At 71.2% G+C, this 15464-nt stretch carries 19 protein-coding genes; 8 read left to right on the top strand and 11 right to left on the bottom strand.

Annotated features, from left to right (window positions below):
• Positions 1-18 precede the first annotated feature (18 nt).
• Complete coding sequence (locus CLV54_RS08970; RefSeq protein WP_100344633.1) at positions 19-1485, top strand: MFS transporter; 1467 nt, start codon at positions 19-21, stop codon at positions 1483-1485.
• A gap of 20 nt (positions 1486-1505) precedes the next feature.
• Here CLV54_RS08970 and CLV54_RS17480 read toward each other — a convergent pair whose 3' ends face one another.
• Entirely contained in the window at positions 1506-1646 is a 141-nt protein-coding gene (locus CLV54_RS17480; RefSeq protein WP_157802887.1) for a hypothetical protein, read from the bottom strand.
• Between the two features lie 169 nt (positions 1647-1815).
• On the opposite strand from CLV54_RS17480, the gene CLV54_RS08965 reads away from it, so the two are divergent.
• Both CLV54_RS08965 and CLV54_RS08960 read left to right on the top strand, forming a co-directional pair.
• Positions 1816-2598, top strand: coding sequence for a hypothetical protein (locus CLV54_RS08965; protein ID WP_100344632.1), 783 nt, complete (start codon positions 1816-1818; stop codon positions 2596-2598).
• Between the two features lie 91 nt (positions 2599-2689).
• Entirely contained in the window at positions 2690-3106 is a 417-nt protein-coding gene (locus CLV54_RS08960; protein WP_100344631.1) for a nitroreductase/quinone reductase family protein, read from the top strand.
• 171 nt (positions 3107-3277) lie between these two features.
• On the opposite strand, the gene CLV54_RS08955 is transcribed toward CLV54_RS08960, so the two are convergent.
• Positions 3278-3943 carry a GAP family protein gene (locus CLV54_RS08955; RefSeq protein ID WP_100344630.1) on the bottom strand — a complete coding sequence of 222 codons (666 nt, stop codon included), beginning with the start codon at positions 3941-3943 and terminating at the stop codon, positions 3278-3280.
• Complete coding sequence (locus tag CLV54_RS08950) at positions 3892-4806, bottom strand: DUF2252 family protein (protein WP_100344629.1); 915 nt, start codon at positions 4804-4806, stop codon at positions 3892-3894. Before CLV54_RS08950 ends, CLV54_RS08955 begins: the two co-directional genes overlap by 52 nt.
• A gap of 216 nt (positions 4807-5022) precedes the next feature.
• Here CLV54_RS08950 and CLV54_RS08945 point away from each other — a divergent pair, with 216 nt between their 5' ends.
• A complete protein-coding gene (locus tag CLV54_RS08945) occupies positions 5023-6198 on the top strand; it encodes an AI-2E family transporter (protein WP_100344628.1) in 1176 nt (391 codons plus the stop codon).
• A 94-nt stretch (positions 6199-6292) separates the two neighbouring features.
• On the opposite strand, the gene mgrA is transcribed toward CLV54_RS08945, so the two are convergent.
• Positions 6293-7318 carry an L-glyceraldehyde 3-phosphate reductase gene (gene mgrA, locus CLV54_RS08940; RefSeq protein ID WP_100344627.1) on the bottom strand — a complete coding sequence of 342 codons (1026 nt, stop codon included), beginning with the start codon at positions 7316-7318 and terminating at the stop codon, positions 6293-6295.
• A 35-nt stretch (positions 7319-7353) separates the two neighbouring features.
• Positions 7354-8592, bottom strand: coding sequence for an MFS transporter (locus tag CLV54_RS08935; protein WP_100344626.1), 1239 nt, complete (start codon positions 8590-8592; stop codon positions 7354-7356).
• 87 nt (positions 8593-8679) lie between these two features.
• Here CLV54_RS08935 and CLV54_RS08930 point away from each other — a divergent pair, with 87 nt between their 5' ends.
• Positions 8680-9042 (top strand): ArsR/SmtB family transcription factor, encoded by a 363-nt coding sequence (locus CLV54_RS08930; protein WP_100344625.1) that lies wholly within the window; start codon positions 8680-8682, stop codon positions 9040-9042.
• An 81-nt stretch (positions 9043-9123) separates the two neighbouring features.
• On the top strand, positions 9124-9591 hold the full coding sequence (locus CLV54_RS08925; protein ID WP_100344624.1) for a heme-binding protein: 468 nt from the start codon (positions 9124-9126) through the stop codon (positions 9589-9591).
• Positions 9592-9595: 4 nt separating this feature from the next.
• Here CLV54_RS08925 and CLV54_RS08920 read toward each other — a convergent pair whose 3' ends face one another.
• Positions 9596-10084 (bottom strand): MarR family winged helix-turn-helix transcriptional regulator, encoded by a 489-nt coding sequence (locus CLV54_RS08920; RefSeq protein ID WP_100344623.1) that lies wholly within the window; start codon positions 10082-10084, stop codon positions 9596-9598.
• Positions 10085-10261: 177 nt separating this feature from the next.
• Here CLV54_RS08920 and CLV54_RS08915 point away from each other — a divergent pair, with 177 nt between their 5' ends.
• Together CLV54_RS08915 and CLV54_RS08910 are read left to right on the top strand one after the other, a co-directional pair.
• Complete coding sequence (locus tag CLV54_RS08915) at positions 10262-10732, top strand: hypothetical protein (protein ID WP_100344622.1); 471 nt, start codon at positions 10262-10264, stop codon at positions 10730-10732.
• Positions 10729-11004 carry a hypothetical protein gene (locus CLV54_RS08910; RefSeq protein WP_100344621.1) on the top strand — a complete coding sequence of 92 codons (276 nt, stop codon included), beginning with the start codon at positions 10729-10731 and terminating at the stop codon, positions 11002-11004. Before CLV54_RS08915 ends, CLV54_RS08910 begins: the two co-directional genes overlap by 4 nt.
• On the opposite strand, the gene CLV54_RS08905 is transcribed toward CLV54_RS08910, so the two are convergent.
• The 5 genes from CLV54_RS08905 to CLV54_RS08885 are packed head-to-tail and all read right to left on the bottom strand — an operon-like array spanning position 10995 to position 15460.
• Positions 10995-11978, bottom strand: coding sequence for an acetylxylan esterase (locus CLV54_RS08905; protein WP_100344620.1), 984 nt, complete (start codon positions 11976-11978; stop codon positions 10995-10997). The two genes, CLV54_RS08910 and CLV54_RS08905, sit on opposite strands and share 10 nt — an antisense overlap.
• 2 nt (positions 11979-11980) lie before the next feature.
• Positions 11981-12961, bottom strand: coding sequence for an aldo/keto reductase (locus CLV54_RS08900; protein WP_245861534.1), 981 nt, complete (start codon positions 12959-12961; stop codon positions 11981-11983).
• Positions 12958-13836, bottom strand: a complete 879-nt coding sequence (locus tag CLV54_RS08895) for an amidohydrolase family protein (protein ID WP_100344619.1) — start codon at positions 13834-13836, stop codon at positions 12958-12960. The genes CLV54_RS08900 and CLV54_RS08895 overlap by 4 nt, the downstream gene beginning before the upstream one ends.
• On the bottom strand, positions 13833-14591 hold the full coding sequence (locus CLV54_RS08890) for an SDR family NAD(P)-dependent oxidoreductase (RefSeq protein ID WP_100344618.1): 759 nt from the start codon (positions 14589-14591) through the stop codon (positions 13833-13835). The genes CLV54_RS08895 and CLV54_RS08890 overlap by 4 nt, the downstream gene beginning before the upstream one ends.
• Positions 14588-15460, bottom strand: a complete 873-nt coding sequence (locus CLV54_RS08885; protein WP_100344617.1) for a fumarylacetoacetate hydrolase family protein — start codon at positions 15458-15460, stop codon at positions 14588-14590. The genes CLV54_RS08890 and CLV54_RS08885 overlap by 4 nt, the downstream gene beginning before the upstream one ends.
• Positions 15461-15464: the final 4 nt, after the last annotated feature.

Raw genomic sequence — 15464 nt, 5'->3', positions numbered from 1 at the left:
TCCAGCAAAGGAGCACGGATGCGGGCGAGCAAGGTTCCACTCGGCGCGGTGTCGGCGGTCGTCGGCTTCCTCGTGATCGTCGAGTTCACGAGCGGGGTGCTGCAGGGGTACTACACCCCTCTGCTGACCGACATCGCGCGATTCCTGGGCGTGCACGACGCCGACGTCAACTGGTTCGAGGGAACGCAGCTGATGGTGAGCGCCCTCGTGGTGCCGGCCCTCGCGAAGCTCGGCGACATGGTCGGCCACAAACGCATCCTGCTCATCTCGACGGCGATCACCGCCGTGGCGAGCATCGCACTCGCCTTCTCGCCCAACTTCTGGATCTTCCTCATCGCGTGGTCGCTGCAGGGCTTCTACGTGGTCTGGCTGCCGCTCGAGATCGCGCTCATCTACAGCCGCAGCCGGCAGCACCCCCACGCCGCCGCGCTCACCCGCAAATCGGCGGCCTACCTCGTGGCGGGCCTCGAGCTGGGCGCGATCGCCGGGGCGCTCGCCGCCGGAGCACTCGGAGTGGCGCTCGCCGGCCAGCTGTGGCTCATCCTGCTGATACCGGCGCTCGCCGTCGTCGCCTGCTTCTTCGTCGTGCTCTTCGGAGTCACGGAGAGCCCCGAGAAGACCGGCGGCACCCTCGATCGCGGCGGCCTCGTGCTCATCACGACCGCGCTGCTCGTGCTCACGGCGGGCCTCAGCTTCATGCGGCTCAACGGCCCCGGCAATCCGCTGCCCTGGCTGGCGATCGCCCTCGGCATCCTGCTGTTCGTGCCGTTCGTGCGCTACGAGCTCAAACAGGCCGACCCGCTCATCGACATCCGTATGTTCCGCACGCCGGCGATGTGGCCCGTGCAGGTCACCGCGGGGCTCTTCGGGGTGAGCGTTCTGGGCGCGCAGGCGCCGCTCTCCACCTTCGCGCGAACGGATGCCTCGGTCTACGGCTATGGCCTGAGCGCGAGCACCGGCGAGACCTCCATCCTCATCGGCATCTACATCCTCTCGCTCGTCGTCGGCGCCCTGCTCTTCCCGCTCGTCACCCGGGTCGTGCGACCCCGCGTGGCGCTGATCGGCGCCGCCCTCCTCGTGGCGCTCGGGTATCTCCTCTTCCTGCCCCTGCACGACACCCTCCCCCAGCTGCTCGTCAACATGACGGTCGCGGGCATCGGCTCCGGGGCGCTCGTCGCCGCACTGCCGGCCGCGGCCGCCGCCGCAGCGCCGCACGGCCAGACGGGTGTCGCCACCGGGCTCACCAACACCACGAAGACGATCGGCGGCGCCTTCGCCTCCTGCGTCTTCGGGATCGCCCTGCTGAGCTACGTCACCACCTCGACGGGAGCGGAAGGCACCGCGGGCTCGCTCGAGGGCTACATGATCGTCTGGACGATCTGCGGCGTCACCGCGCTCGTCGCCGCGGCGCTGCTGGTCTTCGTGCCGAAACTCGCGTTCCAGGACGCCGCGGAGACCGTCGAGCAGACCCCCGCGGTGCGCTGAGCCGCTCGGCCCGTCGCAGCCTAGGGACGAATCCTGGTGTCCAGCCAGGTCTGATGGTCGCGGAGCGCGTTCTTCACGGCCGTCTTGATGATCAGATAGAGCACCCACAGCACAACGGCGGGCACGATGACGTAGAAAACGATGACAAGGAGAATGGCCACCCTCCCAGCATCCCACCGGCCGGCCTCGTGCGACAGGCATCCGTGATGCCCATCGCGATCCGTTCACGATCTTCTCGCCATTCCACTACCCGATGAACCAAGGCGACGATTATGTTTGGTCCTGCACGAAGAAACACGGGCGGGGGCGCCCGATCAGGGGAGCGGGGCGATGACGGATCGGATACTTCCGACGGTGCTGCGCGCGGCCGCGGACGGTGACACCATGATCCCGACCCTCCTGCTGCTCTTCGCGCTTCCCCTCCTGATCATCGCGGCCTGGGCCGTGCTCGCCGGACTGCGCCGACAGCTGTTGCAGAAGAAGCTCTTCTACCTCGTGAGCCTCGGCGTCTCGCTGCTCGCGATCGCCGTCGCGCTCGCCCTCGTGCAGCTCGGGGCGATGGTCGGCACGCGAAGCTCGGATGACGCGGGCATGGCCTTCATCGCCGGCATCCTTCTCGTCAACGGCTACGCCGGCTTCTTCGTCGCACTGATGCTCTGGCCGTTCGCCCTGCTCATGCGGGAGCGGGAGCCGAGATCGGTCTTCGCGGCGGGCGCACCGCAGTACCGGCGAAGCAGCGCGCTGCCGGCGGCGCTGCTCGCGGGCGGCGGTACGGTCGCGGCGGCGAGCCCAGCGGACGCTATCACTCTCGGCGCGACGAACAACCCCGTCAGCACGAACAGCCCGGCCGACACGAACAGCCCCGTCAGCACGAACAGCCCGGCCGACATCAATAGCCCGGTCAGCACGAACAGCCCGGACGGAACAGGCAGCTCAGCCGCTCCGGACAGCCTGGCCGCTCCGAACGGCCCGGGCACCGGCGTCTCGGCCGGAGCCGGCAGCGCGGCCGGTGGAGCGGGGATCAGCGGCGAGCGCGGCGCGCGCTTCGAGACCCGCAGGAGCCGCCGCGACGGCGTCGCGCTCTCCGACGGGCAGACGGTCGAGACGGGCTGAGATCGTCTCGGCCGCGGCCCGCGAGCCGACAGCCGGCAAGCCGACAGCCGACAGCCGACAGCCGACAGCCGACAGCCGGTAGCGTGGGAGCATGAGCGGCTTCAACGACCAGATCATCAGCGAGTTCCGCGCCAACGGCGGCCGAGTCGAGACCGGCGGGTTCGGGTCGAGCCTCGTGCTCCTGCACACGATCGGCGCGAAGACGGGCGAGGAGCGGATCAGCCCGGTCATGGCTATCGCGCCGGACGCGGCATCCTGGCTCATCGTCGCATCCGCGGCCGGCGCCCCGCGCAACCCCGCCTGGTACTCCAATCTGCGGGCGAACCCCGAGGTCGCGATCGAGTCTGGATCCGACGTCGTCGAGGTTCTCGCGACCGAGCTGACCGGCTCGGAGTACGACGACGCCTGGAACGCCTTCGTCTCGCGGTCGCCGGGCTTCGACGACTACAAGAAGCGTGTGAACGGGGCGCGGCACATCCCCGTGCTGAGGCTGACCCGCCGCAGCTGACCCACGGTCCCCGACCCATAGGCGCGACCCATAGGCGCGACCCGCAGCCCCGACCCGCCGGCGCAACCCGCCGGCGCAACCCGCCGGCGCGACCCGCCGGCGCGACCCGAAGACACCGCCCGAGCGCGACCTCGACGGCGACCCGTCCGCGGGTCCGGCCGGACCCACGGACTACAGCCGGCTGAGCCCCGAGCCGATGATCACCACACCGATCATGATCATGATGAGGGCCGTGACGACGCGGTTGTTGCGGGTGATCCAGTCGCGCGCGACGATGAGCCGCGGCTGCATCCGCCGGGGCGCGGCGAGCGTCACGATGATCGGCGCCGCGACGGTCGAGGCCGAGATCGCCGTGTAGACGACGATGACGATGGTCGCCCCGCCGGCGTCGAGCGACCCTTCGGCGACGGCCAGCCCGGCCGCCACCCCGAGGAGCAGTCCCTTCGGCCGGAAGTTCAGGGCGAAGGCGACGCCGAAGGAGGCGAGCGCCCCGAAGGTGCCGACCGCGTGCAGCCATTTCGGGATCTCGCCACCCGGGCTGTGCAGAGAGCGCCGCCAGGAGACGACGGCGAAGACCACGAGCGCGAGGCCGATCACGATCTCGACGACGCCGACCACGAGCTGAGGCTGCCGCGGCGGCGGGTCGGGGATCGCCTGGGCGCCGAGAGCGCACAGCACCACCACGACGACGAGCCCCAGCACCCAGCCGATGAGGTAGGGCACGGCCGAGCGGCCGCGCTTCGGCGACAGCAGGATGAGGATCGTCGCCATGATCGGCACCGAGCTCAGCGCGACCGCGACCGCGATCGGCAGGATGTGGCCCAGCGCCTGGTACACGATTCGGCATCCTCTCCCTCGTCGGCGAACCGGTCGAGCAGTTCGCGACGGCTGACGTCGAGGGTCGAGCGGTAGCTCGCGAAGGTCGCATCCACCCTCTCGGCCATCTGCCCTGCGAGCTCCAGGCGCGTGAGCTCGGGCTCGTCTCGGAAGACGCGGCGCCCGTCGACCTCGCGGGTGAGCTTCCTGATCGCCGACCAGCTGTCGCGCGCACGGGCCGCCGCGAAGCCCCGCCGCACGGCGCGTCTGCCGGACGGGCCCGCCGCCGCCATGATCGCCGTCACCTGATCGGCCTCCATCCGCTCGTACCAGACGCCCAGAACGGGCATCATCGCGAAGGCGCGCATGCTCGTGCGGTACGCGCGGGCGACCTCGTAGGCGGCTTCGCGAGCGACGACGTCGGGCAGCGCGGCGGTGCGGGCGGCGAGCACGAACGAGGTGGCCAGACGCTTCGCATCCCACTCGAACGAGCCGCGGAAGGTCTCGTCGAAATCGTTCACATCGAAGACCACACGACGATCCCGACTCGCGAACAGGCCGAAGTTCGCGAGGTGCGCGTCACCGCACAACTGCGTGAGGAGGCCGGTGCTCGGCTGGGCCGCGAGGTCGGCGCCCATCAGCAGCGCGGTGCCGCGGAAGAAGCCGAAGGATGACACGGCCATCCGCTCGTGCCGCACGGGGATCAGCGGCTGATAGCGCCGCTGCTCCTGGCGCTCGATGAGCAGCACCGGGTCCGCGCGCGCCCCCGGCGGCGGCACCTCGGCGAGGGCGGTGCGCGGCAGGGCCTTGCGGGCTGCACGGCCCGTCTCCACACGATCGGCCAGTGAGCCTCTCGCTGTCGGCACCAGCGGGTCAGCGCCCATGGAGTGTCCTCTTCTCCGTCGTCTCCCGGCATCACGAGTTCTCGTATCGCGCGCGGCGCATCAGGCACGGAGCCTGCGGTCGTCGTCGATCCCGGAGGTGAACTGAGTATGGCACCGACGCCGAACGGAGGAAAGGGTGCGGCAGGCCACCCTCGACTGAGGCCTGCGACGCCACTATGGTTGTCGCAACCGATCCGCGCCACGAGAGGTGCCGCGATGTCACATTCACTGTCGACAGGATCATCGCCGCTGTCACCGGATGACGCGCCCGCGCCGAGCGGCGCCCGCCGATTTCCGCGGGCCACCGTCATCCTCGTGGCCCTCGCCGCCGCGACGGTCACGGCGGCGGGGCTCAGCAGCATCCGCGGCATCCTGGCGCCCGTGCTGCTCACCCTCGTCCTCACGATCTGCGCGCACCCGGTCAGGACGGGCCTCGAGAGGCGCGGCGTGCCTCACGGTCTCGCGACCGGCTCGGTGATCCTCGTCGTCTTCGTGCTGCTCGCTGGCTTCACCTACACGGTCATCATCGCCTTCGCCCAGTTCGCGACGATGCTTCCGCAGTACTCGCAGCAGCTGAGCGAGATCGGCGCGACCATCTCCTCGTGGCTGCAGAGCATCGGCATCGGGGCCGCGCAGGTTCAGGAGATGGTGAGCAGCTTCGACCCCAGCAACATCCTGAGCTTCTTCACCGGAGTGCTCGGAAGCGTCTTCAGCATCACCGGCGCGCTCGTCATCGTGCTGACCATGCTCATCCTCATGTCGGCCGACGCCGTCTACGTGCCGACCATCATGCGCCAGCTCTCGACGAGGAAGCCGCAGCTCGTCGCGGCGATCGGCGAGTACGCGAAGAACGTTCGGCGGTACATGGTCGTCACGACGGTCCTGGGGGTCGCGCAGGGTGTGCTCAACGCCCTCGCACTGTGGATCATGCAGGTGCCGGCCGCGCTGCTGTGGGGCATCCTCGCCTTCCTGTGCAGCTTCATCCCCAACATCGGCTACTTCTTCGCGATCATCCCGCCGCTCGTCTTCGGCTTCCTGGTCGGCGGCTGGCCCACCGTGATCGCCGTCGTCATCGTGTACGGCATCATCAACGCGGTCGTGCAGTCGATCATCCAGCCGCGCGTGGTCGGCAACGCCGTCTCGCTCAGCCAGACCATCACCTTCTTCTCGGTGCTCTTCTGGGCCGTCGTCATCGGGCCGATCGGCGCGATCCTCGCCGTGCCGCTGACGCTCCTGGCCCGCACCGTGCTCATCGACGCCGACCCGAACGCACGCTGGTGGCGCCCCGCGATCGGCGACACGACCGAGACCCGCACGATCATGAAAGAGGATGACGCCGCAGCCAAACGCGCCCGCAAAGCGCAGCAGGCACGGCGCAAGGCCGCCAAGTGAGCGTGCGCTCGCGGCGCAGGCTGCTCGTCGCGGCGCACGTTCGTGGGTGCGCCCCGACGATGATCGTGCGCCGCGACAGGCGCCGCGAGCCCGGCTAGCGGTCGCTCGACTCCTGCCAGAGGTTGATGCCCGACTCCTTCGCGAACTCGTCGATCGCGGCGAGCTCGTCGGCAGCGAAGTCGAGGCGCTTCGTGGCGTCGAGGTTGTCGTCGAGCTGCTTCACGCTCGAGGCGCCGATGAGCGCCGAGGTCACGCGCGCGTCGCGCAGCGCCCACGAGAGGGCCAGCTGGGCAAGGGTCTGCCCTCGTCCGGCCGCGATCTCGGCCAGGCCGCGAACCCGGGCGAGGGTCTCGTCGTTGATCATGCTGCGCGACATCGAGCCCTCGCGGGCCGCGCGCGCGTTCTCGGGGATGCCGTCGAGGTAGCGATCGGTGAGCAGCCCCTGCGCGAGCGGCGAGAAGGCGATGACGCCCACGCCGAGCTCGTCGACCGTGTCGAGCAGGCCGTCCTCGATCCAGCGGTTGAACATCGAGTACGAGGGCTGGTGGATGAGCAGCGGGGTGCCCAGCTCGCCCAGGATGCGGGCGGCATCGCGGGTCTTCTCGGGCGAGTAGCTCGAGATGCCCGCGTAGAGCGCGCGGCCCGAGGTCACCGCGGTGTGCAGCGCGCCCATGGTCTCCTCGAGCGGAGTCTCGGGATCGACGCGGTGCGAGTAGAAGATGTCGACGTAGTCGAGGCCCATCCGCTCGAGCGACTGGTCGAGGCTCGCGAGCAGGTACTTGCGCGAGCCCCAGTTGCCGTACGGCCCCGGCCACATGTCGTAACCGGCTTTGGTGGAGATGACCAGCTCGTCGCGGAACGGCCGGAAGTCCTCCGCGAAGACCCTGCCGAAGTTCGTCTCGGCGGCGCCGTAGGGCGGCCCGTAGTTGTTGGCGAGGTCGATGTGGGTCACCCCGCGGTCGAAGGCACGGCGCAGGATGCCGCGCTGCGTGTCGATCGGCGTGACGTCGCCGAAGTTCTGCCACAGCCCCAGCGAGATCGCCGGCAGCTGCAGGCCGCTGCGGCCGACGCGGCGGTAGGGGATGGACTCGTAACGGTCTTCAGCAGGTTGGTAGCTCACCCTCTGAATGATTCCACATCGAGACGCGCCGGGGATCAGCTCTGGTGCGCGACCGTCGGCAGCTCCGCCGAGGCCGAGCGGGCGGCATCCGTCGTTCTGGGGCGTCGTGCGAGGTGGCCGATCTGGAAGCAGAGCAGGGCGGCCGCGAGCGCGACCGCCCCGAAAACGGGGATCAGCTCGGCACCTCCGAGCCCGGTCGCGGCGGCACCCAGCGGCGGTGCCAGAGCGATGCCGACGTACATCGCCGTCGTGTACCACGAGAGCGCGAGACCGGATGTCGCGGGGTCGATGTCGACCAGACGGTGCTGCACGGGCACGAGCACCTCCATCGCCGCCACACCCCAGAGCGCGAAGAGCACGGCCGTTCCGACGAGGCTCGCCGCGACGAGCGGGAGAGCGAGCAGCACCAGCACCTGGACGCCGAGGAAGACGGTGACGTTGAGGCGATTGCCGATGCGGTCGCTGAGATGGCCGGCCGCGACGGTGCCGACGATGCCCGCGAGCCCGACGACGAGCAGGAGGAAGGCCAGCCGGCTGCCCGAGCCGCCGGTGGCCTGCGCCGTCACCGACGAGCTGAAGATGTAGACGATGTTGAAGCCCGCGATGACGAAGAGCGTGGTGCCGAGGGTCATGAGCACCCGCCGATCGCGCAGCGGCGCGAAGCGCTTCGCGAGCGAGACGGGCGGGGCCACGGGGATGTCGCGCACGAAGACGACGAGCGCGCCCGCCAGCAGCAGGGCGAGACCCGCGACGCCGTAGAGGGGCAGCTGCCAGCCGCCCAGGGCTCCGAGAGCCGTGCCGAGCGGTGAGCCCAGGGCGATGGCGCCGGTGAAGCCGAGAGCGACGAAGGCGATCGCACGCCCGCGCTTCTCGGGCGGGGCCAGAGCCGCCGCCGCGGCCGTCGCGGCGGGAACGAGCGCCGCCCCGCCGAGCGCGGCGACGATGCGCCCCACCGTGAAGAGCTCGATGCTCGAGGATGCCGCGGCCACGACGGTGCCGGCCGAGATGAGCACGAGGCCCGTGGCCATCAGGCTCGTGCGCGACCAACGCGGCACGAGGATCGAGACCGCCGGCGCGGCCACGGCGACGACGATCGAGTAGAACGTGATCGTGTAGCTCACCGCGCCGGGCTGCGCACCGAGGGTGCGGGCGATGTCGGGAAGCAGGCCGGCGATGACGAAGGCGTTCGTGCCGACGACGAAGAGGCTGAGTGCCAGGAGGGCCAGCCGCGGGTAGAGGCTGTGCTTCACGTAAGATAGTTCGACATCCGTCATACTGTGACCGTAACACACAGTTCGATGTTCATCGAACTATTGTGCGCAGACATCTGCGCACAGGCATCCGAGCAACGGGAGGTGCGCATGAGCGGCAAGGAGTACCCCGTGCCGGCGGCCGACGACATCCGGCTCACCGACATCCTGCGAGCGCTCTCCGATCCGGGGCGCGTGAAGATGCTCGAGGTGCTGTCCGACGGCGAGTACCACCCCTGCAGCGTGGACGCGTTCGGCCTCAATGTGTCGAAGTCGACGCTCTCGCACCACTTCAAGACGATGCGCGAGGCGGGCCTGACGACAGTGCGCATCCAGGGCCGCAACTTCGACGTGCGCCTGCGCAAGGCCGAGCTCGACGAACGGTTCCCCGGGCTCATCGACGCCCTGACCTCGACGAACGCGGTCGCCGACCTCCACCGGCCGAAAGACGCGGCCGACACGAACGATGCCTGAGCGCCTGCGACCGACGGCGGCCCTGCGACGGCACCGCCCCTGCCCGAACCACCCCTCTACAGATGACCGAAGGACGACGCGATGACCCGCCCGGAACCCAGCTACACGATCGAGCAGCTCGAGAACGAGCCGATCGCCGACCTCCCCTCCTTCACCCGGGATGACGCGGTGCGGCTCGGCGAGATCGCCGTCGCGGTCATCCGCGAATGGGAGCGCGACCTCGCCGTCGACGTGCACATCGGCGACGAGCTCGCCTACCGCGCGCAGCTCGGCGGCACGGGCCAGCCGAACGCCGACGTCATCCAGGGCAAGATCCTGGTCGTGAAGCGGTTCGGCCACAGCTCGCTGCTCGGCCGCTTCAGGAAAGAGGCCGACCCGAGCATCGCCGAGGGCCTCGACGACAGCTACAAGTTCTGGGGCGGCTGCGTGCCGATCTTCGTCGACGGCGAGCTCGTCGGCACGATCGCGACCTCCGGCGAGCCGGATGTCGTCGACCACGAGGCCACCGCGGAGGCCGTGCGGCGGTACCTCGCCGAACGCTCCGCGTAGCGCGTCACCGCGCCGGACGACCGCCGGAGTAGGGCCCTTCCTGGCGCGCGATCTCGGAGAGCAGCGCGCCGAGCCGCCGCTGGAGCACCGACGACTCGCTCCCGAAGCTCCTCTCGTCGAGCTCGGCGATCCGCTGCTGCGCCTCGCGCAGGCGCTCGTGCCCGAGCGGGGTGAGCGAGAGCGAGGCGGCCCGCCCGCGAACGACTCCCGGCCCCGCCTCGATCAGCCCGTTCGCCGTCATCGCCGCGGCGAGGGTGTGCATGCTCTGGACGGTGATCTGCGCACGCGCGGCGAGCTCGGTGAACGACAGCCCCGGACTGCGGGCCAGATGACCCAGGATGCCCATCTGACGGATCGTGAGCCCCAACGGCGCCAGCTCGCTCTCGACGAGCCTCTCGACGAGCCTGCCCTGGATGAGCAGGAGCATCGTCGGGCTCGGCTCGGGCGGCCCGGCCCGGCCCGCGGAGTCGCCCGGCACCCCGTCGTCGCTCATCTGCCGCCTCGCTGTTCGGATGACGGGGAGATCCCGTCCTCTCGGAGTCTACTTTTCCTCCGATTTAAGCTAACCTGAAACTTCAGGTTTCAGTCGAGCTGAAACTCGGTCCCGACGGAAAGCGACCCCCATGAGCCCCTTCCCCCTCCTGCCGGCCCTCGCCGAGAGCGCGCCCTTGTGATCGGCGTGCTCATCGCCGCGCACGTCGTCGCCGCGCTCCTCGCGATCGGCCCGATCGCCGTCGCCGCCAGCCTCTTCCCCCGAGCGGCACGCGCCCTCGCCGCCGACCCCGCCGACCCGCGCGCCGGCGCGGCTGCGACCCTGCTCCACCGGGTCTCCCGCATCTACACGATCGTCGCGATCGCCGTTCCCGCGCTGGGGCTCGCGATCGCCATTCCTACCGGCAAGCTCGGGCAGGCCTGGCTGCTCATCTCGCTGGCGCTGACCCTGGTGGCGGCGATCGTGCTCGCCGCCGGGATCCTGCCCGTCCAGCAGCGCGTTCTCGCACGCGCGCGGGCGAACGAGCCCACGCGCATCCCCGCACTGGCCACCCGGGCGGCGATGCTCGCGGGCGTCTTCAACCTGCTCTGGGTCGTCGTCGCGGTGCTCATGGTGCTGCAGCCGGGCGCTCCGCGGTACGGCGCATGAGAACCGTGCTGCGGGTCGCCGGCATCGCCAAGGTGCTGACCCTCGCGATCATGCTCGGCAACCTCGCCACGGTGCGCCTCGACCCGGTCGGCTCCGTTCTGGGGCCCGTCCACGGCATCCTCTACCTCGTGGTCGTCGTGCTGTCGCTGCTGCAGCCGATCCCGGTCGGCAAGCGCCTTCTCGGCCTCGTCCCGGGAATCGGCGGCCTGCTCGTGCTGCGCGCGAGCCGCGACCGTGCGCCCGACGAGACGCCGCCCGGCACCTACTGGTAGCGCGAGGCGCCCGTCCGTTCGCCGAGCCAGCCGATCTGGGCGAACCGTTGCTGGGCGCCACCGCCCTCGTGCTCGTTGTAGGGATAGACGACCATGCCCTTCTCCGCGGCCGAATAGCGGTGGTAGGCGGCATAGACCGTCGACGGCGGGCAGACCGGATCCATGAGCGCGACCGAGAAGAGAGCGGGTGCGTTCGCGCGCGCGGCGAAGTTGACGGCGTCGAAGTACGAGAGGGTCGTGAGCACCTGCTCCGCGCGCGAGCGGTACACCGCGAGATACCGGGTCAGCTCGGCGAAGGGGTCGCGGGCGCTCAGCTCCATGCCGCGCTCGATGTGGCAGAGGAAGGGCACGTCGGGCATCGCCGCGACGAGATCGGGCACGAGACCGCTCACCGCGAGCGCGATCCCCCCGCCCTGGCTTATGCCGTGCACGGCCACCCGCGTGGCGTCGACATCCGGATGCGCACGCACGGCCGAGACGGCGCGCACGGCGTCGGTGTACACCCGCCGGTAGTAGTAGCTGTGCGGCGACTCGATGCCGCGCGTCATAAAGCCGGTGCCGCTCGCGCCGCTGCCGTGCGGATCCGAGGTCGCTCCGCCGCCCCAGCCCGCGCCCTGTCCGCGAGTGTCGACGAGGAGGTGCGCGTAGCCCGCGCTCGCCCAGTCGAGGCGCTCCCCCGGCAGCCCGCGGCCCCCGGTGTAGCCGAGGAACTCGACGACCGCGGGGAGGGGCTCCGAGCGGCCGGCGGGCATCGTCAGCCAGGCGTGGATGCGATCGCCGGCAAAGCCGCCGAAGCTCACATCGAAGACCTCGACGGTCGAGAAGGGCGTGGCGACGGGCTCGAAGCGGGCGTCGAGCTCGTGGGCGGCCGCCTCGGCCAGGGTCTCGGCCCAGAAGAGGTCGAAGTCGTGGGGCTCGCGCACCTCGGGGCGGTAGAGCTCGAGCTCCGCGCGGGTGAGGTCTGTTCTCGCCATCCTCAGCCGGCCACCAATCCCCGCTCGCGCAGCTCCGCCCACAGCCCGGACGGCAGGGGAACGGCCGACTGCCGCAGATTCGCCGTGAGCTGCTCGGGTGAGCGGGCGCCGACGCAGACCGTCGAGACGGCCGTATGGCCACGGGGAAACTGCAGCGCCGCCGCGGGCAGCAGCACCCCGTGCTCGTGGCACACCGCCGCGATCGCCCGAGCGCGGTCGAGGATCTCGTCGGGCACCGCGCCGTAGTCGTAGCTGGAGCCGGCCCGCGGCGGATCGCTCGCGAGAACGCCCGAGTTGAAGACGGCCGCGGCGACCACAGACACCTCCCGGGCGACGGCGGCGGCGAGAAGGTCCTCCGCGGCGCGCTGGTCGAGCAGGGTGTAGCGCCCCGCGCACATCACGACGTCGAGCTCGGTCTGCCGCACGAAGTCGGCGAGCATCGCCGACTGGTTCATGCCGGCGCCGTACGAGCGGATGACCCCCTCCGCACGCAGCTCCTCGAGCGCGGGGAACGCGCCCGCGAGCGCCTCCTCGTAGTGGTCGTCGGGGTCGTGCACGAGAACGATGTCGATGCGGTCGAGGCCCATCCGGTCGAGGCTCTGCTCGAGGGAGCGCACGACCCCGTCCCTGCTGTAGTCGGGGCGGCGCACGAGTGGCGAGACGACGTCGAAGCCGCCCTCGTCGTCGGGCCGCGGACCGCGCGGGTTCTCGACGAGCAGACGGCCCACCTTCGTGGAGACGACGAACTCGTCGCGCGGACGCCGCGCGAGCGCACGGCCGAGCCGTTCCTCGGCGAGACCGAGGCCGTAGTGCGGGGCGACGTCGAAGTAGCGGATGCCGCCCTCCCAGGCCGCGTCGACGATCCGCTCGGCGGTCTCGTCGCTGATCGGGCCGCCGAGATTGCCGAGGGCCGCTGCGCCGTACGACATCGGCCCGACCTCGATGCCGGCGCGGCCGAGCGGCCGCATCCCGTTCCCGGTCACCGCCGCTCCCCCAGGCCGTAGACCCGATCGGCGGTGCCGGCCAGGAACGCGGCACGCTCATCGGGCGAGAGGCCCCGTGCCGCGGCATCCGCGACCCCGTAGCCGCCGGCGTAGTCGCCGGCGAGCAGGCACACGGGCCAGTCCGAGCCGAACATCGAGCGCTGCGGGCCGAAGACCTCGAGCGCCTCGACGGCGTACGACGCCGCGACATCCGGCGAGGCGTCCCGCAGCTGGGTGAGGAGTCCGGAGACCTTGCAGGAGACGTTCTGCCGCCGGGCCAGCCGGGCGAGCCAGCTCCGCCACCGCTCCCGGCCCGCGGGCCCGGCCGGCGGATTGCCGAGATGATCGAGCACGAGCGGGAGGCCGGGGAGCATCTCGGCCAGAGCGAGGGCCGCGGGCCACTGCCGTTCGTCGACGAGGAGGTCGACGGCGAGCCCCGCCTCGGCGACCGCGGCGAGACCTCGGACGACCTCGTCGCGCAGGAGCCAGTCCGGGTCGGCCTCGGCCTGGACCTGATGGCGGATGCCGACGAGACGCCCCGGCCGCTCGGCGAGCAGGGCGAGCTCATCGCCGAGCTCGGGCGAGGTCAGATCGGCCCAGCCCACGACGCCCTCGACGGGACCGGCGCCCGCGCTGACCGCGAGCAGCTCTCGGGTCTCCGCGGCATCCGGAACCGCCTGGACCACGATCGTGGCCGTGACGGGTGTCGGAGCGAGAGCCGCCTCGAGCTCGCGCACGCCGAAGGCGACGTTGATCGCAGCCGTGGACCCGTCCATCCAGGCGTAGTCGCGGCGCGCCGGATCCCACAGATGCTGATGGGCGTCGACGACACGCGAGGGCGCCTCGACCGGCCCGACGCCGGCCCCCGTGCTCACCGCGGCCGCGCCCGGAGCGAGTGCATCCCTCCGTCGACCGCGAGCACAACGCCGTTCGTGCTGCGCGCGCCCGGGGAGGCGAGGTAGGCGACGGCTTCGGCGACCTCCTGCGGTGCGACGAGCCGCCCGGTCGGCTGACGGCTCTCGAGGGCCGCGCGCTCCGACTCCGGGTCGGCCGCCCTCTCGAGCAGCCGCCCGACCCAGGGGGTGTCGGCCGTGCCCGGGGCGACCGCGTTCGAGCGCACACCGAAGGGCAGGCCGTCGGCGGCGACCGCGAGCATCAGCGCCTGGACCGCGCCCTTCGAGGCGGAGTACAGCGCACGCTCGGGCAGCCCCGACCAGGCGGCGATCGAGGTCGTGAAGACGATCGCGGCGCTCGGCGAGCGCTTGAGGTGGGGCATCGCCGCGCGCACCGTGCGCGCGGAGCCCACGACGTTGACGTCGAGCACACGCAGCCACTCCGCGTCGTCGTTGCCCTCGATCGTGCCCTGGGCGCCGATCCCGGCGTTCACGATCAGGATGTCGAGACGCCCGGCCGCGGCCACGACGCTCTCGATCGCGGCGCGCACGCTCGAGTCGACCGAGATGTCGCAGAGCACACCCGTCACGGGGGCCTCCACGCGCTCGGCGTCGAGGTCGAGCCCGTAGACGGCGGCGCCGCGGGCCTGGAGCTCCTCGGCGATCGCCTTGCCGAGGCCCGAGGCACCGCCGGTGACGGCGGCGACGAGACCGTCGAAGCCGTGCGGCGCGCTCATTCGGCTCTCCCCTGCACCACGTTCTGGCGCTGCACGCCGAGCCCGGCGATCTCGCCCGTGTAGACGTCGCCGGGCTGCAGGTAGGGGAAGCGTCCCGAGAGGGCGACCCCCGCGGGCGTGCCCGTGTTGATGACGTCACCGGGCTCGAGCACCATCCGCAGGCTCAGCTCGTAGACGATGCGGGAGACGCTCACGATGAGGTCGTCGGTCGTCGAGTCCTGGCGGGTGCTGCCGTTGACGGCCGAGCGGATGGCCAGGCCCGAGCCGTCGCCGATCTCGCCGGCCGGCACGAGCCACGGGCCGAGGGGGTTGAAGGTCTCGGCGCTCTTGCCCTTGCTCCACTGGCCGCCCGAGCTCTCGATCTGCCAGGCCCGCTCGGAGACGTCGTTCGAGATCGTGTAGCCGGCCACGCAGGCGAGGGCCTCCTGGGGTGATGAGAGGTAGCGGGCACGCCGGCCGACGACGACGGCGAGCTCGACCTCCCAGTCGGTCTTCGCCGATCCCGGCGGCACGAGCACATCGTCGTAGGGGCCGACGACGGTGTTCGGGTGCTTGAAGAACACCACGAGGTCGTCGGGCGGCACGGAGCCCGATTCCGCGGCGTGCGCGGCGTAGTTCATCCCGATGCAGATCACCGCCGGCGGGCGTGCGATCGGTGCGCCGACGCGGAGCCCCGAACCGTCGCCCGGGTCGTCGATTCGCGGCAGGGCGCCCGCCGCGAGCGCCTCGGCGGCCCGGTCCAGGCCGCCGCCCTCGAGGAACGCCCCGTCGATGTCCGGGGTGAGCCCGGAGAGGTCGAAGACCTCCCCGTCGGAGAGCAGGGCCGGCCTCTCGAGGCCCACGGCGCCGAGACGCAGGAATCTGAGCATGGTG

The sequence above is a fragment of the Compostimonas suwonensis genome (assembly GCF_002797855.1).
Lineage (GTDB): Bacteria > Actinomycetota > Actinomycetes > Actinomycetales > Microbacteriaceae > Compostimonas > Compostimonas suwonensis.
Note: the sequence above shows the minus strand (reverse complement) of the source record. Positions and strands in the feature narration are given on the sequence as shown.

Coding starts and splice junctions, on each gene's coding strand:
- CLV54_RS08970 (WP_100344633.1), top strand. CDS start 19: ATGCGGGCGAGCAAGGTTCCACTCGGCGCGGTGTCGGCGGTCGTCGGC.
- CLV54_RS08965 (WP_100344632.1), top strand. CDS start 1,816: ATGACGGATCGGATACTTCCGACGGTGCTGCGCGCGGCCGCGGACGGT.
- CLV54_RS08960 (WP_100344631.1), top strand. CDS start 2,690: ATGAGCGGCTTCAACGACCAGATCATCAGCGAGTTCCGCGCCAACGGC.
- CLV54_RS08950 (WP_100344629.1), bottom strand. CDS start 4,806: ATGGGCGCTGACCCGCTGGTGCCGACAGCGAGAGGCTCACTGGCCGAT.
- CLV54_RS08945 (WP_100344628.1), top strand. CDS start 5,023: ATGTCACATTCACTGTCGACAGGATCATCGCCGCTGTCACCGGATGAC.
- CLV54_RS08935 (WP_100344626.1), bottom strand. CDS start 8,592: ATGACGGATGTCGAACTATCTTACGTGAAGCACAGCCTCTACCCGCGG.
- CLV54_RS08930 (WP_100344625.1), top strand. CDS start 8,680: ATGAGCGGCAAGGAGTACCCCGTGCCGGCGGCCGACGACATCCGGCTC.
- CLV54_RS08925 (WP_100344624.1), top strand. CDS start 9,124: ATGACCCGCCCGGAACCCAGCTACACGATCGAGCAGCTCGAGAACGAG.
- CLV54_RS08920 (WP_100344623.1), bottom strand. CDS start 10,084: ATGAGCGACGACGGGGTGCCGGGCGACTCCGCGGGCCGGGCCGGGCCG.
- CLV54_RS08910 (WP_100344621.1), top strand. CDS start 10,729: ATGAGAACCGTGCTGCGGGTCGCCGGCATCGCCAAGGTGCTGACCCTC.
- CLV54_RS08905 (WP_100344620.1), bottom strand. CDS start 11,978: ATGGCGAGAACAGACCTCACCCGCGCGGAGCTCGAGCTCTACCGCCCC.
- CLV54_RS08890 (WP_100344618.1), bottom strand. CDS start 14,591: ATGAGCGCGCCGCACGGCTTCGACGGTCTCGTCGCCGCCGTCACCGGC.
- CLV54_RS08885 (WP_100344617.1), bottom strand. CDS start 15,460: ATGCTCAGATTCCTGCGTCTCGGCGCCGTGGGCCTCGAGAGGCCGGCC.